At 45.0% G+C, this 22,298-nt stretch carries 20 protein-coding genes; 16 read left to right on the top strand and 4 right to left on the bottom strand.

All coding sequences use genetic code 11. From position 1 onward, the window contains the following. Positions 1–11: 11 nt before the first annotated feature. The 9 genes from moaC (at position 12) to R7E29_RS10200 (ending at position 8,483) form a co-directional block, all read left to right on the top strand. Positions 12–491 carry a cyclic pyranopterin monophosphate synthase MoaC gene (gene moaC / locus R7E29_RS10240; RefSeq protein WP_005380779.1) on the top strand — a complete coding sequence of 160 codons (480 nt, stop codon included), beginning with the start codon at positions 12–14 and terminating at the stop codon, positions 489–491. Beyond that, on the top strand, positions 488–745 hold the full coding sequence (gene moaD, locus R7E29_RS10235; RefSeq protein WP_005388938.1) for a molybdopterin synthase sulfur carrier subunit: 258 nt from the start codon (positions 488–490) through the stop codon (positions 743–745). Before moaC ends, moaD begins: the two co-directional genes overlap by 4 nt. A gap of 1 nt (position 746) precedes the next feature. Next, entirely contained in the window at positions 747–1,202 is a 456-nt protein-coding gene (gene moaE, locus R7E29_RS10230; RefSeq protein WP_017821374.1) for a molybdopterin synthase catalytic subunit MoaE, read from the top strand. Between the two features lie 531 nt (positions 1,203–1,733). Further along, positions 1,734–3,410 (top strand): ABC transporter substrate-binding protein, encoded by a 1,677-nt coding sequence (locus tag R7E29_RS10225; protein ID WP_053349674.1) that lies wholly within the window; start codon positions 1,734–1,736, stop codon positions 3,408–3,410. A gap of 128 nt (positions 3,411–3,538) precedes the next feature. Beyond that, positions 3,539–4,459 carry an oligopeptide ABC transporter permease OppB gene (gene oppB / locus R7E29_RS10220; RefSeq protein WP_005380786.1) on the top strand — a complete coding sequence of 307 codons (921 nt, stop codon included), beginning with the start codon at positions 3,539–3,541 and terminating at the stop codon, positions 4,457–4,459. 15 nt (positions 4,460–4,474) lie between these two features. After that, positions 4,475–5,377 (top strand): oligopeptide ABC transporter permease OppC, encoded by a 903-nt coding sequence (oppC, locus tag R7E29_RS10215; RefSeq protein ID WP_017633861.1) that lies wholly within the window; start codon positions 4,475–4,477, stop codon positions 5,375–5,377. A 27-nt stretch (positions 5,378–5,404) separates the two neighbouring features. Continuing rightward, positions 5,405–6,376 carry an ABC transporter ATP-binding protein gene (locus R7E29_RS10210; RefSeq protein ID WP_005380792.1) on the top strand — a complete coding sequence of 324 codons (972 nt, stop codon included), beginning with the start codon at positions 5,405–5,407 and terminating at the stop codon, positions 6,374–6,376. Beyond that, positions 6,355–7,368, top strand: coding sequence for a murein tripeptide/oligopeptide ABC transporter ATP binding protein OppF (gene oppF / locus R7E29_RS10205; RefSeq protein WP_005387265.1), 1,014 nt, complete (start codon positions 6,355–6,357; stop codon positions 7,366–7,368). The genes R7E29_RS10210 and oppF overlap by 22 nt, the downstream gene beginning before the upstream one ends. Positions 7,369–7,535: 167 nt before the next feature. Continuing rightward, the gene (locus R7E29_RS10200; protein WP_054576226.1) at positions 7,536–8,483 is read left to right on the top strand and encodes a glutathione S-transferase family protein; all 948 of its coding nucleotides are present in this window, start codon (positions 7,536–7,538) and stop codon (positions 8,481–8,483) included. 114 nt (positions 8,484–8,597) lie between these two features. Here R7E29_RS10200 and R7E29_RS10195 read toward each other — a convergent pair whose 3' ends face one another. The 3 genes from R7E29_RS10195 to R7E29_RS10185 form a co-directional block, all read right to left on the bottom strand. Further along, a complete protein-coding gene (locus tag R7E29_RS10195; RefSeq protein WP_054576225.1) occupies positions 8,598–9,020 on the bottom strand; it encodes a hypothetical protein in 423 nt (140 codons plus the stop codon). A 342-nt stretch (positions 9,021–9,362) separates the two neighbouring features. Then, positions 9,363–11,507, bottom strand: a complete 2,145-nt coding sequence (gene pta, locus R7E29_RS10190; RefSeq protein WP_033905765.1) for a phosphate acetyltransferase — start codon at positions 11,505–11,507, stop codon at positions 9,363–9,365. Positions 11,508–11,643: 136 nt separating this feature from the next. Then, on the bottom strand, positions 11,644–12,840 hold the full coding sequence (locus R7E29_RS10185) for an acetate kinase (RefSeq protein WP_005380807.1): 1,197 nt from the start codon (positions 12,838–12,840) through the stop codon (positions 11,644–11,646). A gap of 346 nt (positions 12,841–13,186) precedes the next feature. On the opposite strand from R7E29_RS10185, the gene yfbV reads away from it, so the two are divergent. From yfbV to R7E29_RS10155, 6 genes are all read left to right on the top strand, one after another. Next, positions 13,187–13,639 (top strand): terminus macrodomain insulation protein YfbV, encoded by a 453-nt coding sequence (gene yfbV / locus R7E29_RS10180; protein WP_005380809.1) that lies wholly within the window; start codon positions 13,187–13,189, stop codon positions 13,637–13,639. Positions 13,640–13,969: 330 nt separating this feature from the next. Beyond that, entirely contained in the window at positions 13,970–14,935 is a 966-nt protein-coding gene (locus R7E29_RS10175) for an ABC transporter substrate-binding protein (RefSeq protein WP_017633858.1), read from the top strand. A 174-nt stretch (positions 14,936–15,109) separates the two neighbouring features. Then, positions 15,110–16,045: an ABC transporter permease gene (locus tag R7E29_RS10170; protein ID WP_012841584.1), complete on the top strand. Its 936-nt coding sequence runs from the start codon at positions 15,110–15,112 to the stop codon at positions 16,043–16,045. Continuing rightward, the gene (locus R7E29_RS10165; protein ID WP_005387275.1) at positions 16,042–16,836 is read left to right on the top strand and encodes an ABC transporter ATP-binding protein; all 795 of its coding nucleotides are present in this window, start codon (positions 16,042–16,044) and stop codon (positions 16,834–16,836) included. The genes R7E29_RS10170 and R7E29_RS10165 overlap by 4 nt, the downstream gene beginning before the upstream one ends. A 141-nt stretch (positions 16,837–16,977) precedes the next feature. Next, complete coding sequence (gene malZ / locus R7E29_RS10160; RefSeq protein WP_054576224.1) at positions 16,978–18,804, top strand: maltodextrin glucosidase; 1,827 nt, start codon at positions 16,978–16,980, stop codon at positions 18,802–18,804. Between the two features lie 174 nt (positions 18,805–18,978). Further along, positions 18,979–20,439: a sensor domain-containing diguanylate cyclase gene (locus R7E29_RS10155; protein ID WP_054576223.1), complete on the top strand. Its 1,461-nt coding sequence runs from the start codon at positions 18,979–18,981 to the stop codon at positions 20,437–20,439. Positions 20,440–20,490: 51 nt separating this feature from the next. Here R7E29_RS10155 and dusC read toward each other — a convergent pair whose 3' ends face one another. Beyond that, the gene (gene dusC / locus R7E29_RS10150) at positions 20,491–21,450 is read right to left on the bottom strand and encodes a tRNA dihydrouridine(16) synthase DusC (RefSeq protein WP_054576222.1); all 960 of its coding nucleotides are present in this window, start codon (positions 21,448–21,450) and stop codon (positions 20,491–20,493) included. A gap of 170 nt (positions 21,451–21,620) precedes the next feature. Here dusC and R7E29_RS10145 point away from each other — a divergent pair, with 170 nt between their 5' ends. Then, positions 21,621–22,238, top strand: coding sequence for a YecA family protein (locus tag R7E29_RS10145; RefSeq protein ID WP_005380818.1), 618 nt, complete (start codon positions 21,621–21,623; stop codon positions 22,236–22,238). The last annotated feature ends 60 nt before the right edge of the window (positions 22,239–22,298 follow it).

The raw sequence follows: 22,298 nt of genomic DNA, 5'->3' as shown, positions 1-22,298 counted from the left end.
AAGGAAAAACAATGACCCAATTTACACATATCAATGCTTCTGGCGAAGCAAACATGGTTGACGTGTCAGCAAAAACGGAGACGGTTCGTGAAGCTCGTGCTGAAGCATTTGTTCACATGGCCCCAGAAACACTTCAACTGATTGTCTCTGGCCAGCACCACAAAGGTGATGTATTTGCGACGGCTCGTATTGCTGGTATTCAAGCTGCGAAGAAAACCTGGGATTTGATTCCACTTTGTCATCCGCTACTACTCTCTAAAGTTGAAGTTCAACTGGAAGCTATCGAAGCAGAAAACAAAGTTCGCATCGAATCAGTATGTAAACTTGCGGGTAAAACTGGTGTGGAAATGGAAGCGCTCACGGCAGCTTCCGTTGCTGCTCTAACGATTTACGATATGTGTAAAGCAGTACAAAAAGACATGGTCATTGGTCAAGTTCGTCTACTAGAGAAAACGGGTGGTAAATCTGGTCACTTTAAGGTGGAATCATGATTAAAGTACTTTTCTTTGCTCAAACTCGCGAGCTGATTGGCATCGACAGTGTCGAGTTAGACGGGCCGTTTGAAACGGTTGAATCAATTCGTGCACATCTAGTGGAAGAAGGCACTAAGAAAGATGGCAAGTGGGATTTAGCGCTCGAGCCAGGAAAGCTACTTGCTGCAGTGAACCAATCCATCGTCCCTCTGGATACACAAGTAAAAGCAGGTGACGAAGTTGCGTTTTTCCCGCCGGTAACTGGGGGTTAAGATGGATTCTCGTGTTTCTGTACAAATTGAAGACTTTTCGGTTGAGCAAGAATATCAACGTCTATCTGAAGGGACGGCTGCCGGTGCTGTCGTTACATTCGTTGGTAAAGTTCGAGATATGAACCTTGGGGATAATGTCATTGGTTTACATCTAGAGCACTATCCGGGGATGACAGAGAAGAGCTTGAGCGACATTTGTGATCAAGCTGAGTCTCGCTGGCCACTATTAGGTGTACGCGTGATTCATCGCGTCGGAGACATGGATAGCGGTGATCAAATTGTATTTGTGGGCGTTTCCAGTGCGCACCGCGGCGCGGCATTTGATGCGTGCGAGTTCATCATGGATTATCTGAAAACCCAAGCTCCATTTTGGAAAAAAGAGCGTACGACGAATGAAGATCGTTGGGTTGAGTCGCGCGACACCGATCATCAAGCTGCACAGCGTTGGGAAAAATAGAACTAACCCGCATTCTAGTGAAAAAAGCTAAGTGCTAATGGTACTTAGCTTTTTTTGTATTTATCTTCATTGTATTGCTCACTTTGTTTCAATATTTCCTATCTTTTGTCTGGTGATATTCTTCACAATAAAAGTTTTTTGCCCAATATATAAACAATTATTTGTTAGACTTGATTTGTCATAAATGTTAAATGATGTGTAAATATCTAGCATAAGATGCTAGTAAATGGTTTAAACTCAGATTAATCGAAAGTTTCGCCTGTTAAATGTCGCTTCTGGTCTTTATTTGGCTGGTGAATGCTTTGGGGTTAGAGTTTACTGCTAGATATGTGTGGTTTAGTCAGCATTATTGGTTTTTTTGCTACATTTTTATGGCAAATTACTTCAATGATTGCTAATGTGTGCCGCAGTCTTTGTAAGGTTTTAGACTTTTGTGCTCAGAAAGTGCACTAAAAAAATCTAAAACTCTGACCGTTCCAGGCCCTTACAAAGAAGTCATGGATGCTAACGAAAAAATTTGGAGTTTTACGCATGTATAAGAATAAAATCACGCGCGCTTTATTTATTGGTGCTGGTCTTTCTCTCGCTCTAGCTGGTTGTGGTGAAAAGCCTGCGGAGAAACAAGCTGCTGAGCCTGCTCCGGCTCCAGCCCCTGAAGCTAAATCTGATTCTAAAGAGCCAAAACTTGCTGCTGTTCAAGAATTGGTGCGTGGTAACGGTACAGAAGTTGCGACAATAGACCCTCATAAATCTCAAGGTGTTCCAGAATCCCACGTGATTCGCGATCTTCTTGAAGGCCTTGTAAACCAAGATGCGGACGGTAACACTATCCCTGGTGTTGCAGAATCTTGGGAAACTGAAGACAACAAAACATACACTTTCCACTTACGTGAAGACGCAAAATGGTCAAACGGTGATCCTGTCACTGCAGGTGATTTCGTTTACAGCTTCCAACGCGCAGTCGATCCAGCAACCGCCTCTCCATATGCTTGGTACATGGAATACACCAAGATGAAGAACGCAAAAGACATTGTTGCGGGTAAAAAAGATAAGAGCGAGTTAGGTGTTAAAGCGGTTGACGATCACACGTTAGTGGTTGAGTTAGATACTGCAGTACCATATTTTGTAATGATGATGGGCCACACGACAGTGAAACCTGTTCATCAAGCAACTGTTGAAAAGTTCGGCGATCAATGGACGAAGCCAGAGAACTTTGTAGGTAACGGTGCTTATGTTGTTGACAACTGGGTTGTAAACGAGCGTTTGGTTCTAAAACGTAACGAACAGTACTGGGACAACGAAAACACGACGCTTGACCAAGTTACTTTCCTACCAATCGAGAACCAAGTAGCGGAAATGAACCGCTTCCTAGCGGGTGAAATCGACTTCACGAACGAGCTGCCTACAGAGCACTTCAAGCGTCTGAAGAAAGAGCACCCACAAGAAGTGTCTGTAACCGGTAACTTATGTACTTACTACTACATCTTCAATACGAAGAAAAAGCCGTTTGATGATGTTCGTGTGCGTAAAGCGATTTCTTATGCGATTGACCGTAACATTGTGACTGATGCGATTTTAGGTCAAGGTCAAAAGCCAGCTTACTTCCTAACACCTGAAATTACGGCAGGTTTCAACCCAGAAATTCCTGCATACGGCAAAATGACGCAAGAAGAGCGTAACGCAGAAGCTGCGCGTCTATTGGAAGAAGCGGGTTACGGCGCAGACAACCCTCTTGAATTTAACCTTCTATACAATACATCAGAGAACCACAAGAAACTTGCGGTTGCACTGGGTTCAATGTGGAAGAAGACGCTTGGTCTAGACGTTACGCTAGAAAACCAAGAGTGGAAAACTTACCTATCTACCAAAGATTCTGGCAACTTTGAGGTTGCTCGTGCAGGTTGGTGTGGCGACTACAACGAAGCTTCATCTTTCCTAACGCTGATGATGAGTAATAACACTACTGGTGGTATTCACTACGACAGCAAAGAGTACGATGCGATCATGAACAAAGCATTTGCTTCAACTTCTGACGAAGAGCGTCAAGCGCTTTACCTAGAAGCAGAGAAGTTGATGGCAAAAGATATGCCAATCGCACCTATCTACCAGTACGTGAAATCACGTCTACTATCACCGAAAGTTGGTGGCTTCCCAATAAATAACGCGGAAGACAAGATTTACTCTAAAGATCTCTACATCACAGAGTAATTCGTAACTCGATAGAACTATAAAAATGAGGCTCTACATGTGAGAAATTGCATGTAGCGCCTATCTTTAGTCCAAAAGAATTGGACGACTTCTTTAATTTAACTGTCACAGACTGAAAGAGTGAGTTTATGCTTAAATTCATCGCAAAAAGGATATTTGAGGCGATCCCAACAATGTTGGTTTTGATCACCGTATCTTTCTTTCTTATGCGCTTTGCACCGGGAAACCCTTTCTCGACAGAGCGTCCATTGCCACCCGAAGTAATGGCAAATATCGAAGCTAAATATGGCTTGGATAAACCTGTATTTGAACAATACACCACGTATTTGACCAATGTTATCCAAGGTGATTTCGGACCGTCATTTAAATACCTTGATTACTCAGTAAACGAGCTGATCGCGGTTGCCTTACCTGTTTCGGCTAAAGTGGGCTTCATCGCCTTTATCTTTACTTTGATAATGGGGGTTACCGTCGGTACCATTGCTGCGCTCAAGCAAAATACTTGGATTGATTACACCATTATGTCGACTGCGATGCTTGGTGTCGTAATGCCATCCTTTGTATTAGCGCCTGCGCTTATCTACATATTCTCGCTTCATTGGAATATCTTCCCTGCGGGCGGTTGGCAAGATGGTAGCTGGCAGTATTTAGTGCTTCCTGTTATTGGTATGTCGCTACTGTATGTTGCTACCTTTGCTCGTATCACGCGTGGTTCGATGATCGAAACCCTAAACAGTAACTTTATTCGTACGGCACGTGCTAAAGGTCTAAGTTACCGTTATATCATTATCAAACACGCTCTTAAGCCGGCACTTCTCCCTGTTGTTTCTTACATGGGCCCAGCTTTCGTAGGTATCATCACCGGTTCCGTTGTTATCGAAACCATTTTTGGTCTGCCTGGTATTGGTAAACTATTCGTTAACGCTGCGTTTAACCGTGACTACTCGCTAGTAATGGGGGTAACCATTCTGATTGGTTTCCTATTCATTCTATTCAACGCGATTGTAGATATTTTACTTGCGATGATTGACCCGAAAATTCGCTACTAACAGGGACGTTTGGTTATGTTAACGAAAAAAGAAAACCTAGAAGCGATTGAGAAATTCTCCGAAAACTTGGAGATTGAAGGTCGCAGTCTTTGGCAAGATGCTCGTATCCGTTTCATGCGCAACAAAGCGGCGATGGTGAGCTTATTCCTTCTTGTTCTAATGACGTTGGCGGTTATTATCCTGCCAATGATCGCTCCGTACACATTTGATGATACTGACTGGTACGCGATGCACGTTGCACCGAATGCTGACCATTGGTTTGGTACTGACAGCTTAGGCCGTGATTTATACGTGCGTACGCTAATTGGAGGTCGTATTTCGTTGATGGTAGGTGTTATGGGTGCATTTGTAGCGGTACTGATTGGTACGCTCTACGGCGCAGCATCTGGTTTCATCGGCGGTAAAGTTGACCGCGTAATGATGCGTATTCTAGAAATTTTATACGCGGTACCGTTTATGTTCCTGGTGATTGTACTGGTAACATTCTTCGGTCGTAACATCATGCTGATCTTCGTTGCGATTGGTGCTATCGCATGGCTAGATATGGCGCGTATCGTACGTGGTCAGACTCTTAGTCTACGTAGCAAGGAGTTTATCGAAGCGGCACATGTGTGTGGTGTAAGCAACTGGAAAATCATTACTCGTCATATCGTACCGAACGTACTGGGTATTGTAGCGGTATACTCTACGCTGCTTATCCCAAGTATGATTCTAACGGAATCATTCCTATCATTCCTTGGTCTTGGTGTTCAGGAACCAATGACAAGTTGGGGCGCTCTTCTACAAGAAGGTGCACAGACAATGGAAGTAGCAATCTGGCAGCTGGCATTCCCAGCAGTGTTCATGGTTGTGACGCTATTCTGCTTCAACTACGTTGGTGACGGCCTGCGCGATGCGCTGGATCCAAAAGACAGATAATTAAAAGATAAGATTAAGGAAGCAATGATGAGCTTATTAGATGTCAAAGATCTGCGCGTCGAATTCACCACGCAAGATGGTATCGTAACCGCAGTAAACGATTTGAACTTTTCTCTAAACCAAGGCGAAACCTTAGGTATCGTTGGAGAGTCGGGATCAGGTAAATCTCAAACCGTATTCGCAATCATGGGCCTTTTGGCTAAGAACGGTATTATTTCTGGTAGCGCAAAGTTTGAAGGCAAAGAAATCCTAAACTTACCAGAAAAAGAACTGAACAAAGTGCGTGCGGAACAGATCGCAATGATCTTCCAAGACCCAATGACATCACTGAACCCTTACATGAAAGTGAGTGATCAGTTGATGGAAGTGCTTATGCTGCACAAAGGCATGGGCAAAGCGGAAGCATTTGAAGAATCAGTACGCATGCTGGAAGCGGTAAAAATCCCTGAAGCGCGTAAGCGTATCACGATGTACCCGCATGAGTTTTCAGGCGGTATGCGTCAGCGTGTAATGATCGCGATGGCGTTGTTATGTCGTCCTAAACTGCTTATTGCCGATGAGCCAACAACAGCACTTGATGTGACGGTACAAGCACAGATCATGGACTTGTTGAATGAGCTGAAATCTGAGTTCAACACAGCGATCATCATGATCACGCACGATCTTGGTGTGGTTGCAGGTTCGTGTGACAAGGTGCTGGTGATGTATGCAGGCCGTACTATGGAGTACGGTAACGTAAACGAAATTTTCTACAATCCAAGCCATCCTTATGCGGAGGGGCTGCTGAAGGCGATTCCTCGCCTCGATACTGAGGGTGAAATTCTGCCGACCATTCCTGGTAATCCACCAAACTTGCTTCGTCTACCGCCGGGCTGCCCTTATCAAGAGCGCTGTCACCGTGTGATGGATCGTTGTAAGCGCGAGGCGCCAATTCTGACACCATTTGGTGATGGTCGTCAGCGTGCATGTTTTTCTGAATGGGAGGCTTGGAACAAATGAACGCAGTAGACAAAAAACTAATTCTGGACATTTCTGAGCTGAAAGTTCACTTCAGCATTGCCTCAAAGTCGGCATGGCCGTGGTCAAAGCCTTCGAGCCTGAAAGCGGTAGATGGCGTGAACGTTCGACTATACGAAGGGGAAACGCTTGGTGTAGTAGGTGAATCAGGTTGTGGTAAATCGACGTTTGCTCGTGCCATCATTGGTCTGGTTGAAGCTACTGACGGCCAAGTAGTTTGGTTGGGTCAAGACCTTACTAAAATGAAAAGCGTTCAGCGCCGTGAGACGCGTAAAGAAATTCAGATGATTTTCCAAGACCCATTGGCATCGCTGAATCCGCGTATGACTGTTGGTGATATCATCGCTGAACCTCTTGAGACATTCTATCCAGAACTGTCTAAGCAGGAAGTGAAAGATCGCGTTAAAGAGATGATGGCGAAAGTTGGCCTATTACCTAACGTGATTAACCGTTACCCACACGAGTTCTCGGGTGGTCAGTGTCAGCGTATCGGGATAGCGCGTGCGCTTATCCTTAAGCCTAAGATGATCATTTGTGACGAGCCAGTATCGGCGCTTGATGTATCTATTCAAGCTCAGGTTGTTAACCTGCTTAAAGAGATTCAAAAAGAGTTAGGGCTTTCTCTGGTATTCATTGCGCATGACTTGTCTGTCGTTAAACACATTTCAGATCGCGTTTTAGTTATGTATTTAGGTAATGCCGTGGAACTTGGCGAGGCCGAGGCTCTGTTTGCTGATCCTAAGCACCCATATACGCGTGCGCTGATGTCTGCGGTTCCGATCCCGGACCCGGATATTGAGCGCAATAAGAAAATCCAAATGCTAGAGGGTGATCTTCCTTCACCTATCAACCCACCGTCGGGTTGTGTATTCCGCACTCGTTGCCCACAAGCAACCGAAGAGTGTGCGAAGACGAAGCCAACCATTTTAGGTAATGACGTTCACGCGGTATCTTGTTTACACGTTAGTGTATAAATTCAGCCTGTGACGGGCTTAAGCGCGACACCTTCATCGGGTCGCGCTTTTTTTATGTGTCTGATTTATACATTCGAATTTCTTGAACATGATGTCCTAAGTTCGATGATTCTCTGTTTGATAGGAAACGCTAATATAGACACAAACAGAACGAGAGGAGAGCAATCATGGGTAAGTTGGTTGAAGGTGTTTGGCAAGATGTCTGGTATGACACAAAATCAAATGGTGGCAAATTTGTGCGCGAAGATGCCGGATTCCGTAACTGGGTTAAAAACGACCCTGATGCGGAGTTTACACCAGAGTCCGGTCGATACCATTTGTATGTCTCTCTTGCTTGTCCTTGGGCACATCGAACCCTCATTTTCCGCAAGCTGAAAGGTTTAGAACCACATATTGATGTCACGGTCGTTTGCCCTGATATGCTCAGCCAAGGTTGGCAAATGGGGCTTCCTGAGCCATTGTTTGGTCACACGCGCATGTATCAAATTTACACGCAGGCCAAACCCGATTACACGGGCCGCGTAACCGTGCCTGTACTTTGGGATAAAAAGACCAATACTATTGTGTCAAACGAGTCGTCAGAGATCATTCGCATGTTTAACTCGGAGTTCAATGCGTTAACAGGGAATCACGACGACTACTATCCAGAACATCTAAAACACGTTATTGATGAGTGGAACGATTTTGTTTATCCGAATGTCAACAACGGAGTGTATCGTTGTGGCTTCGCGACTACGCAAGAGGCGTATGAAGAAGCGTTTGATTCTTTGTTTAATGCGTTAGATAAAATCGATGCTCACCTAGCGACGCATCGTTACTTAGCAGGGAACACAATTACTGAGGCGGATTGGCGTTTGTTTACGACTCTTATTCGTTTTGATGCGGTGTATGTGGGGCATTTCAAGTGTAACAAGCAGCGCATCGCAGACTACGAAAATATACAAGGCTACTTAAAAGAGTTGTATCAAGTAAAAGGCGTCGAAGATACGACGGATTTCTATCACATTAAACGCCACTACTACTTCAGCCACACTGGGATTAATCCGACGCAAGTTGTACCAAAAGGGCCTGATTTAGACCTAAATACTCCTCATGGAAGAGAAAGGATTGGCTAGTTTGCTGCTTCCATCGCAAATGAAAAAGTACTTAACGGTTAGCAATGCCGTTAAGTACTTTTGTGTCATCTAAATACCGGGAGTAGGAAGTTTACTTTTTCATTCATCGCCACCTTACTTAGCGCGTACGATGTCCATCACTAGCTTTCCGTCCACTTTTACAGGACCGTCCTCTTTAACGCCGAGCGTATACTCAAACACACCAGTCTTCATGCCACCTTTCTCTCCGTGGACCATTAACATCAGCATATCGCCTGATTCTACTGGTTCCATCAAAATTGCATTTACGTTTTCATTCTTTCCCATTTTTAACGGAGCGTAGCCGATAACAGGACCAGGCTTCATTGATTCGTCTGTTCGGTGGACAACCATCCACCCATTGTCATCAGCATGAGCCATTTCAGCGGTCACCGTTCCTCCGGACATATCTTGATCGACGCCTTTAATACTCGGGGCGGAAAAGCTGAATGAAGAAAAACTAATCAGAAACGCAGCTAAACCAAACTTTATCAGTGATGTATTGATGAAATCCTTCATATATATTCCTTAGCAGTCAATGAGTTTGTGCATTGCAGTAGCTTTTACGTATTTCCTAGCAAAAAAGTTTAGCTAAAACGTAAATAATGTCGATAAATTGAACAGGGACCGTGCTGCTTTGGAGCCAATGCATTTTGGGGAGTGGGTCAATCGGTGTAAGAACAAGCACGAGCAATGTCGATTAGGTATGGGGGGCGATAGGAAGAAAAGCTTTGTGCACCAGTAATTATAGGTTGTCCAGTGATTGGTATAAAAAACAAATAAGTGTTCTGGCCAGCAATAGAAAAAGCCCTCGACGAATCGAGGGCTTTGTATCTATATCCAACTAGATGTTAGAAGCGATTATTTAGCTTCTTGGTCTGCTTGGATAGCTGTTAGAGCGATGGTGTACACGATGTCGTCTACTAGCGCGCCACGAGACAAGTCGTTTACAGGCTTACGCATACCTTGCAGCATTGGACCGATAGATACTAGGTCAGCTGAACGTTGTACCGCTTTGTAAGTTGTGTTACCCGTGTTTAGGTCTGGGAATACAAATACTGTCGCTTTACCTGCAACTGGAGAGTTTGGTGCTTTAGAAGCAGCAACGTTTTCCATAATAGCAGCGTCGTACTGTAGAGGACCGTCAATGATAAGATCAGGACGTTTCTCTTGAGCCAGTTTTGTTGCTTCACGTACTTTATCAACGTCTGCACCCTTACCAGATTCACCAGTAGAGTAAGAGATCATTGCAACGCGTGGTTCGATACCGAATGCTGCTGCAGAGTCAGCAGATTGGATAGCGATTTCAGCAAGCTGTTCAGCAGTTGGATCTGGGTTGATTGCACAGTCACCGTAAACCAGTACTTGATCAGGCAGAAGCATGAAGAATACTGAAGATACGATAGACGCATTTGGTGCCGTCTTGATGATTTGGAACGGAGGAACGATAGTGTTCGCCGTAGTGTGAACAGCACCAGAAACTAGGCCGTCAACTTCGTCGTTCTCAAGCATCATTGTGCCTAGGAATACTGAATCTTGTAGCTTCTCACGAGCCACAACTTCAGTCATGCCTTTCGCACCGCGCAACTCAACTAGGCGAGCAACGTAGTTTTCACGAACAGCATCTGCATCAATGATGGTTACACCAGTACCTAGCTCAACGCCTTGTTGAGCCGCTACGCGACGGATTTCATCTGGGTTACCTAGAAGTACACAGTCTGCAATGCCGCGTTCAGCACAGATTGCTGCTGCTTTAACAGTGCGTGGTTCGTCACCTTCTGGAAGAACGATACGCTTACCTGCTTTACGAGCAAGTTCAGTTAGCTGGTAACGGAACGCTGGTGGGCTTAGACGACGAGACTTCTGAGTGCCTTCAGTCATAGACTCGATCCAGTTACCGTCGATGTGGCCAGCAACGTGTTCGTTGATGAACTCGATACGCTCTTTATCGTCTGCAGGTACTTCGATGCTGAAGCTCTGTAGGTTTAGAGACGTTTGCCAAGTGTTACCTTGTGCTTTGAAGATAGGTAGACCAGTGTCGAATGCTGGTTTACATAGGCCTTCGATTTCGCTAGGGATATCGTAACCGCCAGTTAGCAGTACAGCACCAATATCCACACCGTTCATTGCAGCAAGAGAAGCAGCAACGATAACATCAGGACGGTCTGCAGAAGTAACAAGTAGAGAGCCCGGTTTGAAGTGCTCAATCATGTTTGGCAGAGAACGTGCACAGAAAGTGATGCTCTTGATGCGACGAGTGTTGATGTCACCTTCGTTGATGATATCTGCGTTCAGGTGTTTAGCCATGTCGATTGCACGAGTCGCAATCAGATCAATGCTCCATGGCACACAACCTAGTACACGAATTGGAGAAGTGTTGAAAATTTCCATCACTTTCAATTCGTTTTGTTTCGCGCTGTCTGCATCGTCAAAGATTTCAGATAGGTCAGGGCGAGTACGGCCAGCTTCGTCAACAGGAGCGTTTAGCTTGTTGATGATAACACCAGAGATGTTTTTGTTTTTAGTGCCGCCGAAGTTAGAACATGCTACTTCGATACGCTCTTTCAGTTGCGCAGGGTTATCAGTACCTGGAGTCGCAACTAGCACGATTTCTGCACCAAGTGTTGCCGCGATTTCCGCGTTTACTTGGTTTGCAAATGGGTGCTTACGAGTAGGTACAAGACCTTCGATTAGCGTAACGTCTGCGTCTTTGTTGATTTGGTTGTAACGTTCAACAACGGTTTCTAGCAGCTCGTCCATGTTGTCGTTACCGATTAGGCTTTCAGCAACAGACATCGCCATTGGTTCACCGATCTTCATATCGCTGTTACGACCAACGATAGTTGAAGTCAGATCTGGCTGATCACCACCTGAACGTGGCTGACAGATTGGCTTGTAGAAAGAAACTTTAACGCCTTTACGCTCCATAGCGCGAAGAACACCCATGCTAACGCTTGTTAGGCCAACGCCTGCGCTAGTAGGGATAAGCATAATAGTACGAGACATTCGTAGAGTACCTTTAGCTATTTGGGGGATAAAAGCTCAACTCTTATTCCATGAAGCTCGAAGAATAGGAGTTGAGCCCCTAAGAAATTCGTTTGAATGAAAATCTGGCTAGCCGAGTGGCTAGCCAGGAATTCAATTAAAGACCTGTCAGGCGAGCAGTGTCTTCAGCGATGACTAGCTCTTCGTTAGTAGAGATAACCATTGCAGGGATACGGCTGTTTTCAGTCGTGATAACGCCTTCGCCGCCGAAGCGAGCTTTAAGGTTAGCTTCGCTATCTACTTCGATACCGAAGATGCCAAGACGGTTTAGAACCATTTCACGGATAGGGCCAGAGTTCTCGCCGATACCGCCAGTGAAAGTGATTGCGTCTAGACGGCCTTCCATTGAAGCAGTGTAGCCAGCAACGTATTTAGCTAGACGGTGGCAGAACACGTCCATTGCGCGTGTTGCTTCTTCTTTTTGACCGTAGTTGTCTTCAACGAAACGACAGTCAGAAGTCACTTCAGTTAGACCTTGAAGACCAGACTCTTTAGTTAGCATCGTGTTGATTTGATCAACAGAGTAACCTAGAGCGTCGTGTAGGTGGAAGACGATAGCAGGGTCGATGTCGCCACAGCGAGTACCCATTACCAGACCTTCAAGTGGAGTAAGACCCATAGAAGTGTCTACAGATTGACCGTTCTTGATCGCACATACAGATGCGCCGTTACCTAGGTGACAGTTGATGATGTTTACTTCTTCAACTGGTTTGTTTAGTAGGCCTGCAACTTCACGAGTGATGAACAAGTGAGAAGTACCGTGCATGCCGTAACGACGGATACCGTGTTCTTTGTATAGGTTGTATGGAAGAGCGTATAGGTAAGACTCTTCAGGCATAGTTTGGTGGAACGCAGTGTCAAATACAGCAACGTTTTTCAGCTCTGGGAAGTTTTTCTTAGCCGCTTCGATACCGATGATGTGAGCAGGGTTATGAAGAGGTGCAAATGTTGCAGCGTCTTGAATACCTTTTAGAACTTCATCAGTAATTAGTGCAGATTGAGTGAACTGCTCGCCGCCGTGAACGATACGGTGACCGATTGCGCCTAGGTTAGCTTTAAGCTCTGGCTTAGAAGCAAGAATAGTTTCTACCATAAACGCTAGTGCTTCTTCGTGAGCTGCACCATTGCCTAGTTGAGCTTCGTGCTTGCCATCAAGTTTCCACTTGATGCGAGCTTCAGGAAGGTGAAGACACTCAGCAAGACCTGACAAGTGCTCGTCGCCGTTCTCGGCATCAACAACGGCAAATTTAAGAGAAGAACTACCGCAGTTTAAAACTAAAACTAGCTTAGACATGTATGACTACCTGTTATTCGTCTGATAAAAAATCAGTTAAAGAATGAAAAATTAATCACAAGAATAGCCGATACCCAGAAGGCTGCGTACTAATCCTGGTCAAAAATTGTTCTAATTCCATATAAAGAAATAGTGATGAACCCTTCCATCACTATGATGCGATCCGTGCAGATAGATATCTCGGAGTTGCTTAAATTGTAAATAACAGCAACAATGAGATTGAGGGTCTGCAAAGGATAGCGATAATAAGCAATGATAACAAAAAAAATTTGAAAGAATATTAACTTTCATCAATTTTTTGTACCTTCAGTTGAAATGTTCAACTATTTTTTAGTGAGAGAGCGGTATGAGTAATAAAGTCGGATTGATCCATAGCCTGAAAGATGGCCAGAATTACATGGAGATCTGGCCGGTTCGTAAAGAGCTAAGCGCCATATTTCCGGAACAGCGTATCATTAAGGCGACTCGCTTTGGCATTAAAGTCATGCCAGCCGTTGCTGCGATCAGCGTACTCACTCAAATGGCATTCAACAATTACCACGCGTTACCTCAATCCATTGTTGTCGCCTTGTTTGCGATTAGCTTGCCACTTCAAGGCATTTGGTGGCTTGGTGCTCGATCCAACACGAAATTGCCGCCTTCTTTGGCCTCTTGGTATCGGGAGTTGCATCAAAAAATTGTGGAAACAGGTTTTGCCTTAGAGCCTGTCAAAGCTCGCCCTCGTTACAAAGAGCTTGCGATAATACTGAACCGAGCGTTTCGCCAGCTCGATAAATCGTCATTAGAGCGTTGGTTCTAATTTAAATTGTTTGAAATGGAGTGTGCACTGGCCGCTCCATTTTTGATCCTGCCTCTATTACCTACTTTGACGGTCGTTGATGAAGCGAGCGAAGCTTTGTTTACCAAAGATTCTTTCCGGATGAAGAAGTCCCCCCGATCACAAATGTTGCTTTAGTGTTAAATCTTTCTTTTCTTTACTAAGACTTAGTAGTAATAATAAAAACAAGATGCGCAAGAAGTGCACAGTTATATGAACACAACAATACCGCCTTCAAACATTTGAATTCACGAGTCGATACACATATTGAAAGCTCGTGAAACAAGGACGAAGTCACATCAAGGAGTTATGATGAAAACGAAACGTTTATTAGCCACTGCCGTTCTATCAGCTACTGCTATTTTCTCTTCTACCAATGTACTGGCCGCCACTGCAACTGTCGCAGTTTCACAGATTGTCGAACACCCGGCGTTAGACGCGACGCGCCAAGGATTGCTTGATGGTTTGAAAGCGAAAGGCTACGAAGAAGGCAAAAATCTAGAATTTGATTATAAGACCGCACAGGGTAATCCAGCGATTGCGGTGCAAATTGCCCGTCAGTACGTCGGTGAAAATCCTGATGTGTTAGTTGGCATCGCGACACCTTCGGCACAAGCTTTGGTGTCGGCTACTCGCTCTATTCCTGTTGTCTTTACTGCGGTAACAGATCCGGTTGGTGCGAAATTGGTTAAGTCGATGGAACAACCAGGCAAAAACGTAACTGGCCTGTCTGATCTTTCACCCGTTGCTCAGCATGTCGATCTCATCCAAGAAATTCTTCCTCAGGTGAAAAGCATCGGGGTTGTATTTAATCCCGGTGAAGCTAATGCCGTGACTTTAGTTGAATTATTAAAAGAAAGCGCAAAAGCAAAAGGCATACAAGTGGTTGAAGCGACCGCACTAAAAAGTGCTGATGTTCAGTCTGCGACTCAAGCGATTGCAGCGAAATCAGACATTCTTTACGCCCCAACAGACAATACAGTTGCAAGTGCGATTGAAGGGATGATTGTGGCAGCGAATCAAGCGAAGAAACCTGTATTTGGTGGCGCGACGTCGTATGTCGAAAAGGGTGCTATTGCAGGCTTAGGTTTTGACTACTACCAGGTTGGTGTACAAACCGCGGATTACGTGGCGGCGATTCTTGATGGTCAAGAACCAGGCAAGCTGGATGTAAAAGTCGCGACGGGCTCTGACCTTGTAATTAATGAAAGCGCAGCATCTAAGCTCGGTATCAAGCTGCCAAGTTCTGTGGTTGAACGTGCGACAAGCATGCAATAAGTAACGCTTTTTGGGGTTAAGCCTGTCACGTTGGTTGGTAGACGCTTGCCCCAAAATTGATACTCGCCGGATTTCTCGTGTAGAGCATTCTGCTAGAGAAGAAGGGGAGTATACGTTAGAAGTCTTAAGTTCAGGTTGGTATTAGCCAGCCTGAGCATGCAGAAAGGAGCAGTTATGTCTGCATTTGCTTTTTTTGGTGCACTCGAAATTGGCTTGATTTATGGCCTAGTCGCTCTGGGTGTGTATCTTACGTTCCGTGTTCTCGATTTCCCCGATTTGAGTGTGGATGGCAGCTTTCCAATGGGAGCGGCGGTGGCTGCAACGGCGATTGTCGCAGGTATTAATCCTTGGCTTGCGACAATAATGGCGATGATAGCTGGTAGTATGACGGGGTGGGTAACCGCTTTTCTGGCTGTTCGGTGTGGTATTTTACACCTGTTAGCTTCCATTCTTACCATGATCGCTGCATTTTCAATTAATATTCGTATTATGGGCAAACCTAATATGGCGTTGCTTGGAGAGGATACGATTCTCACTCCGTTTGAAGCATTGGGCGATGCGATGTTTATTCGCCCTCTGGTTGTTGGGGTCTTAGTTCTTCTGTCCGCTTTCTTTGTCATTCGCCTGCTGAACAGCGACTTTGGTCTTGGTTTACGAGCCACGGGTGTGAATGCGCGTATGGTTTCTGCGCAAGGGGCGAGCACTGGCTTTTATACCTACTTTGGCTTGGCTTTATCCAACGGGTTTGTGGGATTCGCAGGCGCGTTGTTTGCACAAACGAACAGCTTTGCGGATGTGACCTCTGGCGTGGGCACCATTGTCGTTGGTTTGGCAGCTGTGATTTTGGGGCAGACCCTTATTCCCGGGCGCAAGATTTGGGTTGCGGTATTTGCGGTCATCATCGGTTCGGTACTTTATCGCCTTGCAGTGGCTTTCGCTTTGAGCTCTGGCATGTTTGGTTTACAAGCTTCAGACCTCAACCTGGTTACCGCAGTATTGGTGGCTGTGGCGCTTATTGCTCCAAAGCTAAAACAGAGCATGAGAGCGAAACAACGCGTTACTGATGCTAAACAAGCGGCATCAAAAAATGGTTCTGGGGAGGCATTATGATCGAACTAAATAATATTCAGGTCACGTTCAACCCTGGGACGATTTTGGAAAATCGTGCATTGAAAGGCGTCTCTTTAGAGGTTCCAGAGCATCAATTTCTTACCGTGATTGGTTCTAATGGCGCAGGAAAATCGACGTTGCTTGGTGCGGTGACAGGTGAGACGCCGATGATAGGTGGTCAGGTGATCATTGATGGCAAAGACGTCACCAAGCAGACGGTTGCCCAACGTGCGACGCAATGCGCCCGAGTGTTTCAAGATCCATTGGCCGGGACTTGTGGTGAACTGACGATAGAAGAGAACATGGCTCTAGCGCACATGCGTGGTAAAAAACGCAGCTGGGGGTTGGCGCTCTCTACCAAACGTCGCAAGCTGTTCCAAGAGCGAATTAGCATCCTCGGTCTTGGTTTAGAAGACCGCTTGGGCGATAGCATTGGGTTGCTGTCTGGTGGACAACGACAAGCCGTTAGCCTTGTGATGGCGACGTTATCGGAGAGTAAGTTGTTGTTGCTTGATGAACACACGGCTGCGCTTGATCCTCGTATGGCGGCGTTTGTTATCGACTTAACTAAACGTATTGTCGATGAGTTCGATTTAACCGTGATGATGGTGACGCATTCGATGAAAGACGCATTAGCATGTGGCGATAGGACCGTAATGCTTCACCAAGGTGAAATTGTGCTTGATGTGGCTGGAGAGCAGCGCGCTAACATGCAAGTACCAGACTTGTTGGATATGTTCTCCAAAGTGCGTGGTGAAGAGCTGGCAGATGACAGTCTTTTGTTGAACTAAGCGGTATCCGACAAGTCACTACGCCTACTAAGTGTGATCCTCCTTGCGAAAATTGGCTGATATGTCAACTCGCAGGGAGGATTTCTTGTCTCTAATTCTTCAATAAAATAGTGGCATATCCGATGACGAGGAGTGCCCATAATGAACCTGCCATTTATTTTTCATAGTCAAACTATTGATGGTTTAGCTTTTAATGACGAGCAAGTTACAGTCAGGCTGAAAACCGAGACATTGGATTTTGATTCCGTCTATGTGCGTATTGAGCCGGACAATGAAGAATATCTGGTCGACATGGCTCAAATTGGAACAGCTGGGGAATTGTTACTATGGGAGGCATCGTTTCGACCAAATCGAGATCGAGATGTCACACATTATGTGTTTAAGATCCTCAAAGACGGACAACAATACTGGCTCGATGCACGGGGTGTGCAAAAGCGTATTCCACCCAAAGAGTTCCACTTTAAGTTGAATGTAAACCATCAACCACCAAGCTGGGTCCAAGAGCAAGTTTTCTATCAAATCTTTCCTGACCGTTTTTCTGCTAGTAAAAGTGAGTCTGATATTCGCCACGCTTATGCGCAGTATGATTCTGCATCGATTGTCAAGGCGTGGGGAGACGCGGTAGGCTCTCACCAAAATACCGGGGCGCGTGAATTCTTTGGCGGCGACCTCAAAGGTGTAGAACAAAAGTTGGACTATCTTGAACAGCTCGGCGTTACTGCGCTTTATTTCAACCCGATCTTTTCTTCACCAAGTAATCATAAATATGACACCACCGATTACTTCACTGTTGACCCTATGCTCGGCACCAACGATCAGTTTGCTGAACTGTGTGAGAAAATCCGTGGTAAGAATATGAAGATTGTCTTAGACGCGGTGTTTAACCACACGTCAGTGCATCATCCTTGGTTTGATATCCAACAAAAAGGAGAAGGAGCGTATGGCAATCCGCAGTCAAAGTTCCGTGATTACTACTTTTTCGAAGGTGAAACCAATCACTACATTGGTTGGAAAGGCATTGGTAACTTACCGGTTCTGAACTTTGAAAATGAACAGGTGCGCGACTACATCTACCAAAGTGAAGATTCTGTCATCAAGTATTGGCTGAAGCCACCGTACTTGGTTGATGGCTGGCGGTTTGATGTAATCCATATGCTTGGCGAAGGAGACGGCGCGAAAAACAATGCTCATTATGTGGCAGCGTTTCGTAATGCGACTAAGTCAGTAAACCCGAATGCTTATGTGTTAGGTGAGCACTTTTTTGAAGCAACGCAGTGGTTGCAAGGTGATCAAGAGGATGGGGCGATGAACTACTACGGTTTTGCTCATCCAGTTCGAGCTTTTATCGCGCAGCAAGATATTATGTATGAACCAATCAACATTGATGGTTTGGAGTTTAAAGCATGGTTGGACGAAGCCAGAGCAAAAATTCCATTTTCGAATCAGCTATCGCAGCTAAATCAACTCGATAGTCATGATACTGCTCGTTTTATCACACTGGTTGATGGTGATAAGCGTAAAATGAACATCGCGCTAGCAATGCTTATGACTTACGTTGGCACGCCTTGTATTTACTACGGGAGTGAAGTCGGTCTAGAAGGAGGTCTAGACCCAGATAATCGTCGCTGTTTTCCTTGGAATGAAATTGAAAGTTCACAATGGCTATCGCTTTACCAACAATGGATCAAGATACGTAAACAATGTAAGCCTTTACAGTCGGGCTGTATTCAATGGCTTCATTGCACTAACAACCTGTTGGCGTACGCACGTGTACTGGGTCGTGAAGCAGTCGTTGTAATGATTAATCTCAGTGGTAATGAATGTTCAATCGATTTACCTATGTGGCAACTGGGCTTGGAGGTTAGCCAAGTTGTATCGTTGTTAGATGACACAGAACAGGTTGATTATAAAGGTCATATCTCTGTCAATATGTCTGCACAGAGCTGCAAATTATGGCGACTAAAGTGACACCACACTCTATATTGATTAAACTCCTTTAATATATAAACGGTCTCAAACAGCGCGCACACATTTGTTTGGTCTCTTGTTATCTGGTGCTGCATTGCATGCGTCACCAGATAACGAGTATCAATTTAATAGCAGTCATAAGAGACTATTGACCTTTCATATGTATGGTACTCAATGGTAAACCAAAGGCGATTTAGCCTCTCATTTGTCATCTTTTTTCCTCTGGCGTTATTTGTAGTGGTTTTACTCGTGACAACGAAAAATTACTATGATGCGGTTAACCGCTATATCGATTCTGAGTATTCGCGTATCGAGCGTGCAATGTCTCGCGGTATTAAAGTACTCACGGCTTTAGATTACAGCTTCACCAACTATACCAATTACGCTAACCCACTGTTTGAAGAACATAATTCTTTAGTCAAAGAAGGGCTTTGTTATCTTTGGCCTATAGATGTGTTATTACTCGATAGTGTTTATAGTGAAGGGTTACCTGCGGTTGACCTTGATTATATGATCGTAGGGGACGAAAGCTTATGCCAGCAAGGTTCAACGATTAACCAGTTAGCTGAACAAAAGGCGGGTTTTGCGCCGTCCTTGTCATTTCTGCACGATATTGAATCGCACATTGTTGGAATCCATTACATTGACAAACGCGGTTACGTTATCTCCTCACCCGATACCTACGCAAAAAATTTCACGAGAGAACTTTTGTCAACGCTAAAAGCCCGACCTTTTTGGCAAAAAACCGCGCAAGATAAAGTGAACATTACCTTGGCTGGACCAGGGCCAGTGTTGGACTCGATGGAAGGTCAAGTCATTAGTATGACGGTACCCGTCTATGAGAAAGGAGAACACCAAGGTGTTTTGTCTATTGATTTTGACATCAATACGCTCATGGCTTCGTCGCTAGGTCTTGTTGGTCAGTTTCATTTGGTTTCCAATTTACAATCCATTCCTTCAAACAGTACACGAATCAAACCAGTCGAATTAGAGCGATTGAGTGCGAATCACAGCATGTACTACGAGTACAACCTTTGGGATGAAGCTAAGAACCTAGCGGTTTTTGAAAAATACAGCCTTATTGTCGCACTATTTATTTACGTGCTGAGTACCGTCGTCTTGTTCTATGTGAATATGCATAGCGAGCGACGTTACTTTAAAGAACTGGCAGCAAGAGACCCAATGACCAGTTTATTGAATCGTCGAGGTATGCAAACCGTGTGGCGTAATAAGATGACAAAAAAACAGGTTGCTTTAGCAGTGTTCGATATTGATAACTTCAAGAAGATCAACGACACCTATGGTCATGATGTCGGTGATTCTGCAATTCAGCTTGTTGCAAAATGTATACGTGAAAATATTCGCCATACCGATGTTGCCTCAAGGTTTGGTGGCGAAGAGTTCGTTTTAGCGATTTATGACGAAGATTCAGAGGGCATTAAACTCATTTTAGACAGAGTAAAAAAGGCCATAGATGAGCGCTCGACACGCGTAACGAAAGAAGGCTTTACGATCTCTGGCGGTGTGGTGTTTAGTAAAGAGAGCCGAGTAGAAAACTTTGATGAATTGTTTAAAGCGGCGGATGAAAAGTTATATCAAGCCAAAAGTACCGGCAAAAATAAGATCTGTTACTAGGATTTAGATACAAAAAAGGACGAGATATTCGTCCTTTTTTGTGTTCGGGAGTTATGCAACCTGAGAGTTTAAGTCATCGCGGTAGCGTTGAATATGCTCAACAATTGGTGCGGCTTTGTTGAACGTTCTGATTTCTCTAAATAGGTCTTTTGCTTCAGGATAAGCCTGACGTAAGTAAGAGAACCATTGTTTTACGCGGTTTGGGTAATACAAGCCTTTATCGCCTTTCATCTCAAACTTGGAGTAATAGATGAGCAACTCAACCACCTCGGGCCATGACATTGGCTGGTGGTTATGTTTTACCATATTGCCTAAGTTAGGGATATTGAAAGCGCCTCGGCACACCATCAAAGAGTTAGCGCCAGTCGTTTCAATGCAACGTTGACCGTCTTCATAATTCCAAATTTCACCATTCGCTATCAGTGGGATATCGAAACGTTCGCGAATTTGGTTGATGTAATCCCATTTTATCTCAGAAGCTTTATAACCACCTTGTTTAGTACGTGCGTGTACGGTCAATTCATTTGCGCCAGCAGACTGAATGGCATCGACAATTTCAAAGCAATCTTCAGGGTTCTCCCAGCCAAGACGAATTTTTGCAGTTACGGGAATGGCTTCTGGAACGGCTTCTCGACAAGCTTTCACAACACGGTGAATGAGCTCTGGATGCTGGAGTAGCGCTGCACCACCTTTACTTTTGTTGACCATTTTGGCTGGGCAACCAAAGTTTATATCAATACCTCTGGCGCCAAGATTTGCCGCTTTAATTGCGTTCTCAGCCATCCAGTTTGGTTCTTGTCCCAACAATTGCACATGTACTGGCACACCAGATGCAGTCTGAGAACCTTGCAACAGCTCCGGGCATAAACGGTGAAATACATGATCGGGTAATAGCTGGTCGATTACGCGAACAAACTCCGTAACACACAGGTCATAGTCGTTTATCTCGGTCAGGATTTGGCGCATCAAATGATCTAAAACGCCTTCCATTGGGCCTAGTACAACTCGCATAGCTTGCCTAATACAGTTTGGTGGTAAAAAGGAGGGCGATTGTAGCGATGTAAGTTAAGTTTGTCATTAAAAGAGTCGAAGCGCCCAGTGCAGTCAAACACACAACGTTAGGTTACGTGCTTTTGAGCTCTGAGGTATAATGCCGCCAAATTTATGGGAAACCAGATGTCATGCAATACACATTGATTGAAAAAGGTGAAGTTCACGTCGATGAATCTTGCCTATTTATCGAAGGCGCAGTGTTAGCTGCGAATCTGACGACAAAACCACTCGCTCCTGAAAAGTGGTTAGAGCCGCTATTAGGTGAGGGATTCAAAGCGATTCAACCAGCTGTGGAAGAGCAAATTCACAAGCAGCATAACCGAATTCAACGAAACGAATATTCCGTGCTAGAGCTAACAGGCAAAGAACCTGAACAACTTGCTGATTTTGCCGAAGGCTTTATGTCTGTTTGGCCAATGATTGAAGAACAGTGGCAGGACGTTGAGCTCAATGATGGATTACAGCGTATGCTGCAAGCATTACTGACCACTTTGATGCTGGCTATCGATGAGCCAGCAACGCAGCAACAGATGCGCGACGCAGGTATTGAAACGCCACCGGCCCTGACAGATTTAGTCGACCAGCTTGATTTAATGGTCGGTGAAGTCGCGCTGGGCGCGGATGAGTTGATGGTAGGAAATAAAGCTCAAAGCCTAAACCCATTCAAAGGTATCGGGCGCAATGATCCCTGTCCTTGTGAGAGCGGAAAAAAATTCAAGCAGTGCTGTGGTCAATCACGCGGCTAAAGCGAATCGCCGCGCTATCCACTTAACAAAAAGCCGACCAGATGGTCGGCTTTTTGTTAA

The organism is Vibrio sp. Vb1729 (assembly GCF_033338655.1).
Classification (GTDB): domain Bacteria; phylum Pseudomonadota; class Gammaproteobacteria; order Enterobacterales; family Vibrionaceae; genus Vibrio; species Vibrio alginolyticus.
Note: the sequence above shows the minus strand (reverse complement) of the source record. Positions and strands in the feature narration are given on the sequence as shown.